The 15,835-nt window shown below is 70.0% G+C and carries 16 protein-coding genes; 7 read left to right on the top strand and 9 right to left on the bottom strand.

Annotated features, from left to right (window positions below):
- Positions 1-2 precede the first annotated feature (2 nt).
- Genes L632_RS0104085 through L632_RS0104075 form a run of 3 tightly spaced genes read left to right on the top strand, consistent with a single transcriptional unit; the run spans position 3 to position 2,361 of the window.
- On the top strand, positions 3-443 hold the full coding sequence (locus L632_RS0104085; RefSeq protein ID WP_028711662.1) for a RidA family protein: 441 nt from the start codon (positions 3-5) through the stop codon (positions 441-443).
- Entirely contained in the window at positions 443-1,198 is a 756-nt protein-coding gene (locus L632_RS0104080) for a glycerophosphodiester phosphodiesterase family protein (protein WP_028711661.1), read from the top strand. The genes L632_RS0104085 and L632_RS0104080 overlap by 1 nt, the downstream gene beginning before the upstream one ends.
- Positions 1,199-1,230: 32 nt before the next feature.
- A complete protein-coding gene (locus L632_RS0104075; protein WP_028711660.1) occupies positions 1,231-2,361 on the top strand; it encodes a GNAT family N-acetyltransferase in 1,131 nt (376 codons plus the stop codon).
- On the opposite strand, the gene L632_RS0104070 is transcribed toward L632_RS0104075, so the two are convergent.
- Together L632_RS0104070 and L632_RS0104065 are read right to left on the bottom strand one after the other, a co-directional pair.
- Positions 2,358-3,167 carry a TIGR02186 family protein gene (locus tag L632_RS0104070; protein ID WP_028711659.1) on the bottom strand — a complete coding sequence of 270 codons (810 nt, stop codon included), beginning with the start codon at positions 3,165-3,167 and terminating at the stop codon, positions 2,358-2,360. The two genes, L632_RS0104075 and L632_RS0104070, sit on opposite strands and share 4 nt — an antisense overlap.
- Positions 3,164-4,087 carry a sulfite exporter TauE/SafE family protein gene (locus L632_RS0104065; RefSeq protein ID WP_028711658.1) on the bottom strand — a complete coding sequence of 308 codons (924 nt, stop codon included), beginning with the start codon at positions 4,085-4,087 and terminating at the stop codon, positions 3,164-3,166. Before L632_RS0104065 ends, L632_RS0104070 begins: the two co-directional genes overlap by 4 nt.
- 190 nt (positions 4,088-4,277) lie before the next feature.
- Here L632_RS0104065 and surE point away from each other — a divergent pair, with 190 nt between their 5' ends.
- From surE to L632_RS0104050, 3 genes are read left to right on the top strand one after another with little or no spacing between them, the layout of a single operon-like run.
- Entirely contained in the window at positions 4,278-5,072 is a 795-nt protein-coding gene (gene surE / locus L632_RS0104060; RefSeq protein WP_028711657.1) for a 5'/3'-nucleotidase SurE, read from the top strand.
- Between the two features lie 8 nt (positions 5,073-5,080).
- Positions 5,081-5,731 (top strand): protein-L-isoaspartate(D-aspartate) O-methyltransferase, encoded by a 651-nt coding sequence (locus L632_RS0104055; RefSeq protein WP_028711656.1) that lies wholly within the window; start codon positions 5,081-5,083, stop codon positions 5,729-5,731.
- 31 nt (positions 5,732-5,762) lie between these two features.
- Entirely contained in the window at positions 5,763-6,923 is a 1,161-nt protein-coding gene (locus L632_RS0104050; RefSeq protein WP_028716397.1) for a LysM peptidoglycan-binding domain-containing protein, read from the top strand.
- Between the two features lie 77 nt (positions 6,924-7,000).
- Here the strand turns inward: L632_RS0104050 and L632_RS0104045 are convergent, their stop codons facing one another.
- From L632_RS0104045 to L632_RS0104035, 3 genes are read right to left on the bottom strand one after another with little or no spacing between them, the layout of a single operon-like run.
- Positions 7,001-7,855, bottom strand: coding sequence for a hypothetical protein (locus L632_RS0104045; protein ID WP_028716396.1), 855 nt, complete (start codon positions 7,853-7,855; stop codon positions 7,001-7,003).
- 26 nt (positions 7,856-7,881) lie between these two features.
- A complete protein-coding gene (locus L632_RS0104040) occupies positions 7,882-9,276 on the bottom strand; it encodes a TolC family outer membrane protein (protein WP_051416137.1) in 1,395 nt (464 codons plus the stop codon).
- A 23-nt stretch (positions 9,277-9,299) separates the two neighbouring features.
- Positions 9,300-9,953, bottom strand: coding sequence for a protein-L-isoaspartate O-methyltransferase (locus L632_RS0104035; protein WP_028711652.1), 654 nt, complete (start codon positions 9,951-9,953; stop codon positions 9,300-9,302).
- 113 nt (positions 9,954-10,066) lie between these two features.
- On the opposite strand from L632_RS0104035, the gene L632_RS0104030 reads away from it, so the two are divergent.
- Positions 10,067-10,762, top strand: coding sequence for a fumarylacetoacetate hydrolase family protein (locus tag L632_RS0104030; RefSeq protein WP_028711651.1), 696 nt, complete (start codon positions 10,067-10,069; stop codon positions 10,760-10,762).
- On the opposite strand, the gene L632_RS0104025 is transcribed toward L632_RS0104030, so the two are convergent.
- The 4 genes from L632_RS0104025 to L632_RS0104010 all read right to left on the bottom strand — a co-directional run bounded on the left by L632_RS0104025 (position 10,763) and on the right by L632_RS0104010 (position 15,834).
- Entirely contained in the window at positions 10,763-11,182 is a 420-nt protein-coding gene (locus L632_RS0104025; protein ID WP_028716395.1) for a PaaI family thioesterase, read from the bottom strand.
- A 63-nt stretch (positions 11,183-11,245) separates the two neighbouring features.
- A complete protein-coding gene (locus tag L632_RS0104020) occupies positions 11,246-11,602 on the bottom strand; it encodes a hypothetical protein (RefSeq protein WP_028711649.1) in 357 nt (118 codons plus the stop codon).
- 93 nt (positions 11,603-11,695) lie between these two features.
- Entirely contained in the window at positions 11,696-12,739 is a 1,044-nt protein-coding gene (selD, locus tag L632_RS0104015; protein WP_028716394.1) for a selenide, water dikinase SelD, read from the bottom strand.
- Positions 12,736-15,834 (bottom strand): efflux RND transporter permease subunit, encoded by a 3,099-nt coding sequence (locus tag L632_RS0104010; protein ID WP_028711647.1) that lies wholly within the window; start codon positions 15,832-15,834, stop codon positions 12,736-12,738. Before L632_RS0104010 ends, selD begins: the two co-directional genes overlap by 4 nt.
- Between the last annotated feature and the right edge of the window lies 1 nt (position 15,835).

Raw genomic sequence — 15,835 nt, 5'->3', positions numbered from 1 at the left:
GCATGTCCATCGAGACGAAACTGGCAGAGCTGGGGATCACGCTGCCCGACGCGCCGGCCCCGGCGGCGAATTACGTGCCCTATGTGATCACGGGCAACCTGCTGTTCGTTTCGGGCCAGATCAGCCCGGCCAAGGGCCGCCTGGGCGCCGACCTGGCGGTCGAGGAGGGGGCCGAGGCGGCGCGCGGCTGCGGCCTGGCGCTCTTGGCGCAGGCGCGGGCGGCGCTGGGGTCGCTGGACCGGGTGGTGCGGGTGGTCAAGCTGACCGGCTTCGTCAACTCGACGGCCGAATTCACCGACCAGCCCGAGGTGATCAACGGCTGCTCGAACCTGATGGTCGAGGTCTTCGGCGACAAGGGCCGCCATGCCCGCGCCGCCGTCTCGGCCCCGGCCCTGCCGCGCGGCGTCGCGGTCGAGGTCGAGGCGATCTTCGAGTTCGCCTGATGGGCCTTCACCCGGATTTCCTGCGCCTGCCCGTCGCCCATCGCGGGCTGCACGGGCCGGGCGTGCCGGAAAACAGCATGGCGGCGTTCCGCGCCGCCATCGCCGCCGGCTACGGCATCGAATGCGACATCCAGCGCGCGTCGGACGGCACCGCGCTGGTGTTTCACGACGACGACCTGCCGCGCCTGACCGGGGCCGAGGGGCTGGTCAGCGCCCTGGGCATCGACGCGCTGTCCATGCTGCGCATCATGGGCACCGAGGAGCATATCCCGACGCTGGCCGAACTGCTGGACGAGGTCGCGGGCCGGGTGCCGCTGCTGATCGAGATCAAGGACCAGAGCATGCGTTCCTCGGCCGAGGTGGGCGATCTGCAGGCCGAGGTGGCGCGGCTGCTTTCCGGCTATGACGGGCCGGTCGCGGTCATGTCCTTCAACCCGCATGCGGTGGCGGCCTTCCATGCCGCGGCGCCCGGGGTGACGGTGGGGCTGACCACTTGCGGCTACGAGGCCGGGGACTGGCCGATGCTGGACGACGCCACGCGCGCGCATCTGGCGGCCATCGGCGATTTCGACCGGGTGGGGGCCAGCTTCATCTCGCATGACCGCAGGGATCTGGGCAATCCGGCGGTGGCGGCGCTGAAGGCGCGCGGCGTGCCGGTGCTGTGCTGGACCGTGCGCTCGACCGCCGCCGAGGCCGAGGCGCGCCGCGTCGCCGACAATATCACATTCGAGCATTACCTGCCCGCCAAGCCCTGACAATCGCCGCGCCCGCGCCTATGTTTCCCGCCATGAGCGAGCTTGCCGTTTCCGTCCTGCCTGCGATTTCCGGGATCGACGCCGCCGAATGGGACGGCTGCGGGGCCGACGCCAACCCCTTCACCACGCATCGCTTCCTGTCGGCGCTGGAGGAATCCGGCTCGGTCGGCGAAGAGGCCGGCTGGCACCCGAGCCATCTGGTCGCCCGGCTGGACGGCGCGGTGGCGGGCGTCGCGCCTTGCTATGTCAAGACCCACAGCCAGGGCGAATATATCTTCGACCACGGCTGGGCGCAGGCCTATGAGCGGGCGGGCGGGCGCTATTACCCCAAGCTGCAATGCGCCGTGCCCTTCACCCCGGTCACCGGGCCGCGGCTGATCGCGCCCAGCCCGGCGGTGCAGCGCGGGCTGCTGGCGGCCATGGCGCAATTCGCGCAGCAATCGGGCCTGTCGGGCGCGCATGTGACCTTCTGCAGCGAGGCCGAGGCCGAGCTGGGCGAGGCGGCCGGCTTCCTGCCCCGCGCCAGCGAGCAGTTCCACTGGCTGAACCAGGGCTATGCGACCTATGACGACTTCCTGGCGCAGCTGTCCTCGCGCAAGCGCAAGGCCCTCCGCAAGGAACGCGAGCGGGCGCAGGCTTTCGGCGGCAGCATCCGCAGCCTGACCGGGGACCAGATCCGGCCCGGGCATTGGGACGCCTTCTGGCGCTTCTATCAGGATACCGGCGGGCGCAAATGGGGCCGGCCCTACCTGACCCGCGCCTTCTTCGACATCCTGCACCACACCATGCGCGACGATTGCCTGCTGGTCCTGGCCGAGCGCGAGGGCCGGCCCATCGCCGGGGCGCTGAACCTGATCGGGCGGGATGCGCTTTACGGCCGCTATTGGGGCTGCGTCGAGGACCACCCCTTCCTGCATTTCGAACTGTGCTATCACCAGGCCATCGACTGGGCCATCGCCCATGGCCTGTCCCGCGTCGAGGCCGGGGCGCAGGGCGAGCACAAGCTGGCGCGCGGCTACATGCCCAGCCAGACCCATTCGCTGCATTGGGTGGCGGACCCGGGCTTCAGGAAGGCCATCGCCGACTACCTGCGGCGCGAGCGTCAGGCGGTTGGCCAGGAGATGGCCTTCATGGCCGAGATGGGCCCGTTCCGGCGCGGCTAGGACCGCTTGACCAGCCGGAACGCGGCCGAGGCGCCCCAGCCCGCCGCCACCGCGATGGCCAGCGACATGATGCCGTAGATGAAGGGCTGTCCCAGCGCCAGGCGATAGAGCCAGCGTTCCAGCCCGACCTTGCGCACCTCGATCGGGGCGCGGAAGGTGTCGATGACCTTGCCGTCGCGCAGCAGGAAGATGCGGGTGCTGTAATAGCCCTCGATCAGATTGGCGGGCAGGCGGACATCGGCGCGGAACAGCGTCTGCTCGGCCAGCCGCACGGCGCCGTCGTCCTGGCGATACAGGTCGGCGGCGCGGCGCAGGCGGATCAGCGCCTCGGTATAGGGCACGGCGTCCTCGACCTCCATCGGCCCGGCAAAGGCCCGCATCGCCAGCGGGATCGAGACGCGGTAGCGCTGGTCCTCCTCGGGGGTCAGGATCAGGTGCAGCGGGCGGGTCGAGGCCACGACATAGAAGCTGGGCGCCGAGCCGATGCTGACCCGGCCGGTGTTGATCCAGATCCCCAGCCGGCGCTCCTTGTGCCGCACGGTCAGGGCCTGGGACGGCCCCTCGACCACGACGATCACGTCCAGCGGCTCGCCCTGCGGAATGCGGGATTCGCGCTTGATGGCGCCGTAGATGATGATCTCGGAGCCGTCGAAGCTGGTGGTGATGTCCACGTCGTCGCGCGACAGGCCGGCGACGATCTGCTCGGACGGCAGAGCAGGGGAGGGCAGGGCAGGGGGCGGCTGCTGCGCGGCCAGCGGCAGGGCCAGCAGCATCAGGGCCAGCAGCGGGGCAAGCGCGCGTCTCATCGCAGGATCCCCGGCGTGATCGAGTACAGCTCGTCCGGGCGCAGGAACAGGTCCAGCGCCAGCTTGCCGCAGACCGCCAGCACCAGAAGCGCCAGCAGGATGCGCAGCTGCTCGGCCCGCAGCCGCGCGCCCAGATGCGTGCCGATCTGCGCCCCGGTGACCCCGCCGACGATCAGCAGCACCGCCAGCATCACATCCACCGTGTTCGACGAGACGGCATGCATCAGCGTGGTATAGGCCGACAGGAAGGTGATCTGGAACAGCGAGGTGCCGATGACCACCTTGGTCGGCATGCCCAGCAGATAGATCATCGCCGGCACCATGATGAAGCCGCCGCCCACGCCCATCAGCGCGCCCAGCACGCCGACGGCCGCCCCGACCAGCAGCACCGGAATGGCGCTGATATACAGGCCCGAGGCGCGGAACTTCATCTTCAGCGGCCATTTGTGCACCCAGCCGTGCTGGTGGCGGCGCATCGGCTTGATCGGCCCGCTGCGGCGCGCGCGGTGCAGCGCCCGCAGGCTTTCCTGCAGCATCATCGCGCCGATCAGGCCCAGGAAGATCACGTAGCAGAGCTGCACCACCAGATCGACCTGGCCCAGCCGCGACAGCATGTTGAACAGCAGCACCCCCGCGGACGAGCCGACCAGCCCGCCCGCCAGCAGCACCCAGCCCATGCGGAAGTCGACGGTCTTGCGCTTGACATGCGCCAGCACGCCGGAAAAGGACGAGGCCACGACCTGGTTGGCGCCGGTCGCCACCGCGATGGCCGGCGGAATGCCGATGAAGAACAGCAGCGGCGTGATCAGGAAACCTCCGCCCACGCCGAACAGGCCGGACATCAGCCCGACAATGCCGCCGAGTCCGATCAGCACCAGCGCGTTGACCACCACCTCGGCAATGGGAAGATAGATCTGCATGTCCTGCCCGGCTTATTGCCTTGTCTCGATGCTGCCCCGGCAACAGCCCGGCGTCAAACGCTTCCGTGGCCCTTCGAGCGGGTTGTCGCAAGGCTGTGGCGCGGATAAAGCATGAGGGGACGGGCAGATAACGGCAAGGGCGCGGGCGGCGCGAGACGTGGCCCCGCGCGGCGGCCGGACAGGGACGGATATGCGCATTCTGATCACCAATGACGACGGCATCAACGCGCCGGGACTCGAGGCGCTGGAGGCCATCGCGGCCGAGGTCGCGGGCCCGGGGGGCGAGGTCTGGACCGTCGCCCCCGCCTTCGAGCAGTCGGGCGTCGCGCATTGCATCAGCTATGTCCATCCGACGCTGATCGCCGAGCTGGGGCCGCGCCGCTTCGCCGCCGAGGGCACGCCGGCCGATTGCGTCCTGGCCGCCATCGCCGACGTGATGCGCGAGAGCCCGCCGGACCTGGTGCTGTCGGGCGTGAACCGCGGCAACAATTCGGGCGAGAACGTGATGTATTCCGGCACGGTCGGCGGCGCCATGGAGGCGGCGCTGCAGGGCCTGCCCGCCATCGCCCTGTCGCAATACATGGGCCAACGCACCGCCGTGCTGGACGATCCGTTCCAGGCGGCGCGCGCGCACGGGCCGCGGCTGATCCGGCAATTGCTGGATTACGGCGACTGGACCTCGGACGAGGATTTCCGGCTGTTCTACAATATCAACTTCCCGCCCTGCGACGCGGCTTCGGTCAAGGGCACGCGCGTCGCGCCCCAGGGCCGCCGTCAGGGCGTGCGCTTCGAGGTCGAGCCCTATCACGCGCCGAACGGCCGGCGGTTCCTGTGGGTGCTGGGCGGCTCGCAGACGGCGCAGGCCACGCCGGAGAGTGACGTGGACGCGAATATGCGCGACTATATCTCGCTGACGCCGATGCGGCCGGACCTGACCTGCCACAAGACCCTGGCCGAGCTGCGCGGCGTGCTGGAGGAGGGCTGAACCTGGGCATGAGCGACGATCCCGAGACGGCCGAACGCAAGATGCGCTTCCTGTTCGCGCTGCGGCAGCGCGGGGTCACCGATCCGCGCGTGCTCGAGGCGATGGAGCGCATCGACCGCGGCGAATTCGTCCGCGGCCACTTCGAGGATCGCGCCTATGACGACACGCCGCTGCCCATCCCCTGCGGCCAGACCATCAGCCAGCCCTCGGTCGTGGGGCTGATGACCCAGGCGCTGGAGGTCGGGCCGCGCGACAAGGTGCTGGAGATCGGCACCGGCTCGGGCTACCAGGCGGCGGTCCTGTCGCTGCTCTGCCGGCGGGTCTATACCATCGACCGCCACCGCCGGCTGGTGGCCGAGGCCGAGGCGCTGTTTCGCGACCTGGGCCTGACCAACATCACCGCGCTGGTCGCGGACGGCTCGCGCGGGCTGCCCGAGCAGGCGCCCTTCGATCGCATCATGGTGACGGCGGCGGCCGAGGATCCTCCGGGCCCGCTCTTGGCGCAGTTGAAGATCGGCGGTATCATGGTGGTGCCGGTCGGGCAGTCGGATGCGGTGCAGACGCTGATCCGCGTGCGCCGCGGCGAAAACGGCTTTGACTATGACGAATTGCGGCAGGTGCGCTTCGTGCCGCTGGTCGAGGGGTTGGGACAGACATGACCCCCGGCCGTCCAGAGTGAGGAACGGGCAGATGATCAAGATCAGGCAGTTGGCCATGGCCGCCGGCGCCGCGGCGATTCTGGCGTCCTGCGGGCCGCAGGGCGGCCTGGATTTCAGCAATTTCGACCCCGACCTGCGCGGCTGGGGCGGCGGCGGGCTGGACACCGCCGGGGCGGCGGCACGCGCCCAGCCCCGCCCGGCCCCGGACCAGCGCGGGGTGATCTCCTATCCCGGCTATCAGGTCGCCATTGCGCGGCAGGGCGACACCGTGGCCACCATCGCCGCCCGGCTGGGCCTGAATGCGGCCGAACTGGCCAGCCACAACGCCATCGGCGCCAATACCGTGCTGAACCCGGGCGCGGTGGTCGCGCTGCCGCGCCGGGTCGCGGGCGGCGCCCCGGCGGCGGTCGCCTCCTCTACCGGGCAGGTCAGCGATCCCTTTGCCGGCCAGGGCATCAGGCAGCCGGACGTGCCCCCGGCCGGGGCGGGGGCGGTGACCAGCACCACGCTGCCGGCGTCGAGCCAGCCCAGGCAGCATGTCGTCGCGGCCGGAGAGACGGCCTGGTCCATCGCCCGCAAATACAACGTCTCGGCCAACGATCTGGCGCAGTGGAACGGTCTGTCGCAGAACATGGCCCTGCGCATCGGCCAGCGCCTGCTGATCCCGGTCGCCGGACAGGCCCCGTCGGCCACGGCGGTCGTCACCGCGCCGGGCAGCGGCAGCCCGACGCCGCGCCCGCCCTCTTCGGCCCAGCCGCTGCCGAACGAGCAGACGAAACCCGTCGCCAGCCCGGTGGACAAGCCGGCCAGCCCCGATCTGGGCAAGACCCGCACCGCTGCCTCGGGCAGCGGCAGGTTCCGCATGCCCGCCGACGGTGCCATCATCCGCCCCTATCAGAAGGGCAAGAACGACGGCATCGACATCTCGGCGGCGCCGGGCAGCACGGTTTCGGCCGCCGGCAGCGGGACGGTTGCCGCGATCACCCGCGACACCGACCAGGTGCCGATCATCGTGGTGCGGCACGACGGCAATCTGATGACCGTCTATGCCGGGCTGGACGATGTGGCCGTCAGCAAGGGCCAGGCGGTCAGCGCCGGCACCCCCCTGGGCAAGACCCGCAGCCAGGGCGTCGTCCATTTCGAGGTCCGCAACGGTTTCGACAGCGTCGATCCCGAGAGATACCTGAACTAGGACGAGCCGGGCTTCCGCCGCGGAATCCGCCGGCTGCGATGCCGGGGCATGGCGCCGGCCGGTCGCGGGCGCGCGGATCAGTCCTGTTCGCACATCTGGCGCAGGGCCAGCTCGATCTCGTGGCGGATCATCTGCTGCAGGTTGCGGCTGAGGCGGTTGCCGATCTCGCCCTGCAGTTCCTGCCGGATCGCCTCGCGGATCATGCCGCGCAGATGCGTGCCCTTTTGCGCGTCCTTTTCCTGCGGCGCGAAGAGATGCGGCTCGCCCGAGTCGCGGACGATGGCCTCGGCGGCCTGCGCCTCGGCAGCGGGGTTGATCGGGGTCACGGAAGCATTTGCATGCAGCATGGTTTCCTCCATTTGCACGGTGGGAAGGGAAGGCTCTTCCAGCGAAGGGCCAAAGGGTTGGATCTGCGCCGGCTCCGGCCAGCTCATCAGCAAGGGGGCTTCGGGCTCAGCCGCTTCAGCCTCCGCCGCCTCGGGCGGGGCCGGCTCTGCGTCGGCGCCCTTTTCGGGGCGGGCCTCGGGCTGTTTGGGATGCGGTTCGCCTGCCGCCTCTTGCGGCGGCTCGCGCAGCCAGTCGCCGAACGGCAGCGATTCCTCGTCGGCCGCCTGCGGTTCCGGATCGGACCGGTCTGCATCGACCCGGGGCTGCCCAGCCTCGGCCGATTGCACCGGGGCGCGCGCGACCAGCGTGCTGCTGTCCAGCACCAGGGGGGTGATTCGCGCCGGGGATGCGGACTGCCCGGCCAGGACCGGCGCGATCCGCGCCTCCGGCGGGCCATCCGCGGGCGGCGGCGTGTTCAGCGTCTGATTCGGGATGCGGCAGCCCACCTCATCCTGCGCGATGAGCCGGCGGATCGAGGCCAGCACGTCGCCGACATTGTCCGACCCGGGGGGCGGGTTCGGATGGCGCATCATTTCATGCTGCATGATGCGCCCCCGGATCGAGGGCGGCGTCAGTCCCTGCCGATCGCGCGCAACACGCGGTCGAGGCTTTCGCCCTGCCTGCTGGTATAGGGTGCGTCCTGCACCGCGTTGTAATAGGCCGATGGGTCATAGGTCGGTATCCCCAGTTTCAGGTTTTCCACCGTCAACAAACCCATAGCAGCCAGAAGTTGATAATGTGCTAATTGCAGATTGGCCTCGGCCGAAATCTTGTCGGCCCGCGCCTCGAGCAGCGATTGTTCGGCATCCAGCACGTCCAGAGTGGTGCGCGCGCCCAGCGTCGCCTCCTCTCGCACGCCTTCATAGGCCTGCTGCGCGGCGACGATCTGCTCGTCGATGGCGCGAATCTGCGCCCTCGCCACGTCGATTCCTGCCCAGGCCCTGCCGACCGCCTCGTCGACCTGGCGCGAGACATGCAGCAGCGCCCCCCGCGCCTCGTCCCGCCGCGCCATGGCCTTGCGATGCGCCGAGGGCAGGCGTCCGCCGGAATAGATCGTCTGCGAGAGGCTCAGCGAGGCGCCAAGGCTGTCGCGGGTCCCCTCAAGGCCCGTCTGCGCCGACAGCTCCCGCGACCGGCCGATGCTGGCCTGGCCGGTCAGCGTCGGATTGCGCTCGGCGGCGGCGGCGGCCACGCCCAGCTCGGCGGCGGCGGCCAGGCGCTGCGCCTGGCGGATCGCCGGGTGGCTGCGCTGGCCGATCTGGCGCGCAGCCTCCAGCGAGGCGGGCAGCGCCGGCGTGGGCGGCGGCGGGGCCAAGGTGCCAGGCGCCCGGCCGGTCGCGGCGCGATAGCTTTCGCGGGCGATTTCCAGATTGCCCTGCGCCGCGGCCAGGCTGGCCCGGGCGGCTGCCAGGGCGGCATCGGCCTGCGACACGTCGGTCTGGGTGATCTCGCCCACCTCGAACCGGTCCGAGGCGGCCTGTTGTTCCTGGCCGATCACCCGCACGGAATTGGCCTGCAGGTCGACCTGCTCGGTGGCGCTGCGCACGTCCAGATAGGCCTGCACCGCGCCCAGAAGCACGTCCTGCTCGACCCCGACCAGCGCGGCGCGGGTGGCCAGAACGGTCTCCTTGGCGGCGTCGATGGCGATGGCGTTGCGGCCCCAGTCGTAAAGCGTGACCTGCGCCTGCAGCCCGATGCTGGTCGAGCGGCCGATATTGCCCTCGATCTTCTGGAAGCCGTGCTCGGCGATCCATTGCACGACCGGGCGCAGCTGGGCCAGCGCCGTGGCCGCGTCCTCGTCCGCAGCGCGCAGCACGGCGCGGTTCTGGTCCAGCAATGCCGAATGGCGATAGGCCGCGACCATGGCGTCGGCCAGGGTCTCGGCGCTTGCCGGCAGGGCCGTCGCCCCCGCGAGCAGCGCCGCGATCAGCGGGCGGCGCAGGGTTCTCAGCGTTTTGCGAAACATCCCATGGCCTTTCCTGTCGGCAGTCACAAGGCGAAGCCCCGCGGGCGCGCAAAGCCCGGCAGGATCGGCGCGGCGGCGTTGAAGGCAAAGCGCCAGTTCACCCGCCCGTCCAGCTTGTGGCCGAGGCGGACGGTGCCCAGGTTGTTCTCGCGGAACAGGGCGACGATGCGGCCGCCCTCGCGCAGCTGGTCGACCAGCGCGTCGGGGACCTGCTCGACCGCGCCCTCGATCAGGATGGCGTCATAGGGGGCCTGGCCGGCGCAGCCCTCGGCCAGCGGGCCCTGGATCACGGCGACGTTGAAGACGTCCTGCGCGGCCAGCCGGCTCTCTGCCTCGGCGGCCATGGCGGCATCCTCCTCGACGGCGACGACGGCCTCGGCGATGCGGGCCATGACGGCGGCGGAATAGCCGTAGCCGCAGCCCACATCCAGCACCAGGTCGCTGGTCTGCAGGTTCAGCACATCCATCATCTTGCCCAGCGTGCGCGGCTCGAGCAGCACGCGGCCGGGGACAAGGTCGATATTGTTGCCGACATAGGCGACGTCCCGGCGCGACTCCGGAACGAACTGCTCGCGCGGGACGCTCAGCATCGCCTCGATCACGGGATAGCTGGTCACTTCGTTCGGGCGAACCTGGGTATCGACCATCATGGTGCGGCGTTGCGCGAAATCGGTCATCTGTGCGAACCCTGCTCTCGGTTGGCTTTGTGCTCTCTTGCCACGAAAATCCGGGGCGGGCAACGGCGGCCGGCACGCTTGCCGCGACGGTGTTGCCGTGGCAGGGTCGCGGCATGGCCGAATTCCTGTTTCCCCCGCCGCCGCCCGCCGCCCTGCCCGTGATCGGGCAGCAGGCCCGGTTTCCCGTGAACCGCATCTTTTGCGTCGGCCGCAACTATGCCGCCCATGCTGCCGAGATGGGCAGCGAGGTGGATCGCGAGGCGCCGTTCTATTTCCTGAAATCCGCCCATGCGGTGCGACAAAGCGGCGCGACCCTGCCCTATCCTCCCGGCACGTGCGACCTGCATCACGAGATCGAGCTGGTCGTCGCCCTGGGCGCCCCGGCCTTCCGCATCGGGGCCGGGCAGGCGATGGCGGCGGTCTGGGGCTATGGCTCGGGGCTCGACATGACCCGGCGGGACCTGCAGGCCGCGGCCAAGGACAAGCGACGGCCCTGGGATCTCGGCAAGAATTTCGAGGGCGCGGCGGTGCTCTCGGCCCTGACCCCGGCGCGGGACTTCGCCCCGGCGGCGCAGCGCATCCATTTGCAGGTGAACGGCACGGTGCGGCAGGGGGCGCGGATCTCGGACATGGTCTGGTCCATCCCCGAGCTGATCGCCGACCTGTCGCATTACTACCACCTTGCGCCGGGCGACCTGATCATGACCGGCACGCCGGCCGGGGTCGGCGCGGTCGGGGCGGGCGACCGGCTGCAGGGCGGGGTCGAGGGACTGGCCGAGGTGGTTCTGGCCATCGACCCGGCCGAGTGATCAGTCGGGATCCTTCCATTCCAGCACCAGCTGGGTCTGGGTGACGACGGCCGCCACCTTGCCGTCCCGGCGGGTGATCGTGGTCTGCCAGACCATGGTGGTGCGGCCCAGATGCAGGGCCGCGGGCCGCGCCTCGGCCACGTCGCCCAATCGGATCGGCCGCAGGAAATTGGTCTTGCTTTCCAGCGTCGTGGTCGCGGCGCCCGGCGGCAGCCGCAGATGGGTGGCGGTGCCGGCGGCATGATCGGCCAGGCTCATGATCGCGCCGCCATGCAGCACGCCGTTGCGGTTGGTCAGCGTCCGGGTCACCGGCATGCGCAGCACGACCGCGTCGCGCGTCGCGGCGACCACCTCCATCCCCAGTGATTCGGAATAGGGCGAATGCGCCTCGATCGAGGCGGAAATCGGGCTGTCGTCCAAGGCGGTCCCCCTTTTGCCCGCATCTTCGGCGGCGAAGGGGGCGGCGTCAATCGCCCCGCCGCCTTAGCAGGCCGGGGCCGGTTCCGGCCGCCCCGCCAGATCGAGGCCGCGGGCGGTGGCGGGCTGCCAGGTTTTGGTGGCGTGATTCGCGCCGGACGGGTTGGTGCCGATCAGCGATCCGCCGGTGCCGCCGGTCCAGCCGGTCGAGCCGGAATTGGCCGGCGCCGTGCCGTCGGCCGAGGCCGTCTCGGGCGTGGCCGGCTCTGCCTGGGTCGCGGCGGGCGGGCATTCGCCGGCCCCGGCGACGGCCTGCGCCGGCTTTTCATCCCCGGCGGGGGCGGTCTGGGCCGATACCGGCAGGGCCGGCCAGGCCAGCGTCAGGCCCAGCACGGCGATACGAATCAGGGAAATCTGCGACATGGGGCTGCATCCTCCTGCCGGCCCAACGCCGGCTGGCGGCGGCGGTTCCTGCCCCGGCCGGACTTCTTTGCTCCTCAGATACCCAAAGAACCGTCAGGCCACGGCGATTCCCGGCTCGCCCGCCGCGCAATGCCCGACCACGGCGGCCAGCGGATGACCGGCGGCGCGAATCTGCGCCAGAACCTCCTCGGCCGCCTCGGGGGCCACGGCGACCAGCAGCCCGCCCGAGGTCTGCGGATCGGTCAGCAGGTGGCGACGCCAATCGGGCAGCCCCTCGGGCAGCGCCACCTCGGCGCCATAGGCGGCCCAGTTCCGCAGCGAGGCGCCGGTAACGAATCCCGCCTCGGCCAGCGCCGCCGCGCGCGACAGAAGCGGCAGCGCCGCCTGCTCCAGCCGCAGGCGCAGCCCGGCGCCCCGGGCGATCTCCAGCCCGTGGCCCAGGATGCCGAAGCCGGTCACGTCGGTGATGGCATGGACATCGGCCCGCTTGGCCAGCTCGGCGCCGACCTTGTTCAGCGTGGTGGCCGAGGCGACCATCTCGTCTATGCCGGCCTGGTCCAGCGCGCCCTTCTTGATGGCGGCGGAATAGATGCCGACGCCCAGCCCCTTGGTCAGGATCAGCGCGTCGCCCGGCCGTGCATCGGCATTGCGGCGCAGTTCGGACGGGTGGCAGAGGCCGATCACGGCCAGGCCATAGATCGGCTCGGGCGCGTCGATGGAATGGCCGCCCGCCACCGGAATGCCGGCCTGATGGCAGATCTCGCGTCCGCCCTCCAGAATCTCGCGGATCTGGTCCGGCGCCAGCTTGTCGATGGGCATGCCCAGGATCGCCAGCGCCATGATCGGCCGCCCGCCCATGGCATAGATGTCGGAAATCGCATTGGTCGCGGCGATGCGGCCGAAGGCGCGCGGATCGTCCACCATCGGCATGAAGAAATCCGTGGTGGCGATGACGCAGGTGTTGTCGTCCACCTGATACACCGCCGCGTCGTCCGAGGTCTCGGTCCCGACCAGCAATTGCGGGAACGCCGCCGCGAACGGCTGGTCGGCCAAGAGTTCGCGTAGAACCGAGGGCGCCAGCTTGCAGCCGCAGCCGCCGCCATGCGCCAGCGAGGTCAGTCGGGGTTGGTCGTTCATGTCCGGGCTCTCCTGTCGGTCAGCCGGCGCACGGTAACGTAGAATGCCGGGACCATGAAGATGCCGAGGAAGGTCGCGGCGATCATGCCGCCCATCACCCCGATGCCGATCGAGTTCTGCGCCGCCGCCCCCGCCCCGGTGGCGATGGCCAGCGGCAGCACGCCCAGGATAAAGGCCAGCGAGGTCATCAGGATCGGCCGCAGCCGCAGCCGCGCCGCCTCGACCGCCGCCGCGACGGTGGCGCGGCCGGACCGTTCCAGGTCGCGGGCGAATTCGACGATCAGGATGGCGTTCTTGGCGGCAAGGCCGATGGTGGTCAGGATGCCGACCTTGAAATAGACGTCATTGGCCTGGCCGAAGGTCAGCGCCGCCACCACCGCGCCCAGCACCCCCACCGGCACCGCCAGCATGACCGAGAACGGGATCGACCAGCTTTCGTAAAGCGCCGCCAGCGACAGGAACACCACCAGCGCGGACAGGGCGAAAAGCCAGGGCGCCTGATTGCCCGACTGCCGCTCCTGATAGGACAGCCCGGTCCAGGCGGTGCCATAGCCGCCGGGCAGCTGCGCCACCAGCTCCTCCATGGCCGCCATCGCCTCGCCCGAGCTGGCGCTGTCGCTCTGCTGGCCGGTGACCTCGATGGCGTCGATGCCGTCCATGCGCGACAGGCTGGGCTCGACCGGCTCCCAGCGGGTGGTCATGAAGGCGGTGAAGGGCACCATTTCGCCGTCGGAATTGCGGGCATACCAGCTGTCCACGTCCTCGGGCTGCATGCGGTTCGCCGCCGCGGCCTGGACGATCACCGGGCGCAGCTGCGCGCCAAGCGCGAAATCGTTCACCTCGGTCCCGGCGAAGATGGTCGAGAGCATGGCGTTCACCCCCGACAGGCTGACGCCGAAGCTTTCCGCCTTCTGCTGATCGATATCGATCCTCAGCGCGGCCTCGGTCTCGGTGCCGCTGCTTTCGACGCTCTGCAGGCGCGGGTCCTCGGCCGCGGCCTGTTCCAGCGCCTTGGCGGCCTGGGTCAGCGCCTCGGTTCCGCCGCCGGTCTGGTCCAGCAGGAACATGCTGAACCCCGCCGCATTGCCCAGCCGGGGAATCGCCGGCGGCTGCAGGAAGGTGATGCGGCCCGCTCGGTGGTTCTGGAACCGCTCGTTGGCGCGCGAGGCGACGGCGCTGGCCGAAAGCGCGGGGTCCTTGCGCTGGTCGAAATCGCGCAGCTTGACGAAGACCATGGCCCGGCTTTGCGAGGTGCCGGAAAAGCCGAAGCCCATGGCGACGAAGACCGAATCCACCGCCGCCTTTTCCTCGGTCAGCATGTAGTCCTCGATCTCCTGCACCACGGCGGCGGTCTGCTGCGCGGTCGAGCCCTCGGTCAGCGAGATGCGCGATTGCAGCACGCCCTGGTCCTCGCCGGGGATGAAGGTGGTGTGCATGCGGCCGAAGAGATCCGTCGCGCCGTAGCTGATCGCGGCCAGCAGCAGCATGACCAGCATCGGCCGGCGCAGGCTGCGGCGCACGGTGGCGGAATAGCCGCGCGTCACCCGGTCGAAGCCGGCATTGAACCAGCGGGCCGGGGCGAAGCGCGCCGGGCCGTGGCTTTGCCGCAAGAGGCTGGCGCACATGGCCGGCGTCAGGATCAGCGCCACCAGCAGGGACAGCACCATGGCGGTGATGATCGTGACCGAGAACTGGCGATAGATCACCCCGGTCGAGCCGGGCATGAAGCCCATGGGCAGGAACACCGCCGACAGGACCAGCGCGATGCCGATCAGTGCGCCGCTGATCTGGCCCATGCTCTTTTCCGTGGCCTCGACCGGGCCGAGCCGGTCCTCCTCCATCACCCGCTCGACGTTCTCGACCACGACGATGGCGTCGTCCACCAGAAGGCCGATGGCCAGCACCATCGCGAACATGGTCAGGGTGTTGACCGAATAGCCCAGCGCCGCCAGCATGCCGAAGGTGCCAAGCAGCACCACCGGAATGGCGATGATCGGGATCAGCGTCGCCCGCCAGTTCTGCAGGAACAGCAGGATCACCAGGAAGACCAGCGCGATGGCCTCGACCAGCGTGTGATAGACCTTCTCGATCGACAGCTCGACGAAAGGCGCGGTGTCATAGGCGATATGCACCTCGACCCCTTCGGGCAGGGCGTTCTTCAGCCCCTCCAGCGTGGCGCGCACGGCATTCGCCGTCTCGACCGCATTGGCGCCGGTGGCCAGGTTCACCGCGAAGCCCGAAGCGTTCATGCCGTTGAAGCGCGAATCGCGGCCATAGCGGGTCTGGCCGATCTCGACCTCGGCCACGTCGCCCAGCCGCACGGCGGCGCCGTCCTCGCCGGTCTTCAGCAGGATGTTGCGGAAATCCTCGACCGAGGTCAGCTGGCTTTGCGCGGTGATGTTGGCGGTGAACTGCTGGCCCGCCACCACCGGCTGCTCGCCCAGCGCCCCGACCGAGACGGTGCTGTTCTGCTGCGCTACGGCGGTGGTCAGGTCGGTGGGGGTCAGCTGGAACTGCGCCAGCCGCAGCGGGTCCATCCAGATCCGCATGGCATAGCCCGAGCCGAAGACATCGACCCCGCCCACGCCCTCGGTGCGCTTGACCGGGCCCTCGACCACCTGCTCCAGCAGGTTGCCCAGCTCGATGGTGGAATGCTGCCCGGTGGTCGAGACCAGCGAGCCCACCATCAGGATCGACGAGGACGAGCGGGTGACCGAGACGCCGTTGCTCTGCACCGGGCCGGGCAGGCGGCTTTCGACCGAGCGGACCTTGGACTGCACCTCGTTCAGCGCATCGACCGGGTCGGCGCTGTCGTCGAAGGTCAGGGTGATGACGCTGCGCCCGGTCGAGGAGGAGGACACGGTGTAGAGCAGCCCCTCCAGCCCGGTCAGCGCGTCCTCGATCGGCGTGGTCACCGAATTCTGTACCGCCCGCGCCGTCGCCCCCGAATAGCTGGAGGTGATGCGGATCGTGGTCGGCGCGATGTCGGGATATTGCGAGACCGGCAGGTTGATCAGCGACCAGCCGCCGATCAGCATGGTCACGATGGCCAGCACCCAGGCAAAGACCGGGCGGTGAATGAAGAAGCGCGCCATA

The sequence above is a fragment of the Paracoccus sp. J39 genome, from assembly GCF_000518925.1.
In the GTDB taxonomy this organism is placed as follows: Bacteria; Pseudomonadota; Alphaproteobacteria; order Rhodobacterales; family Rhodobacteraceae; genus Paracoccus.
This window is presented reverse-complemented; position numbering and strand designations above follow the sequence as displayed.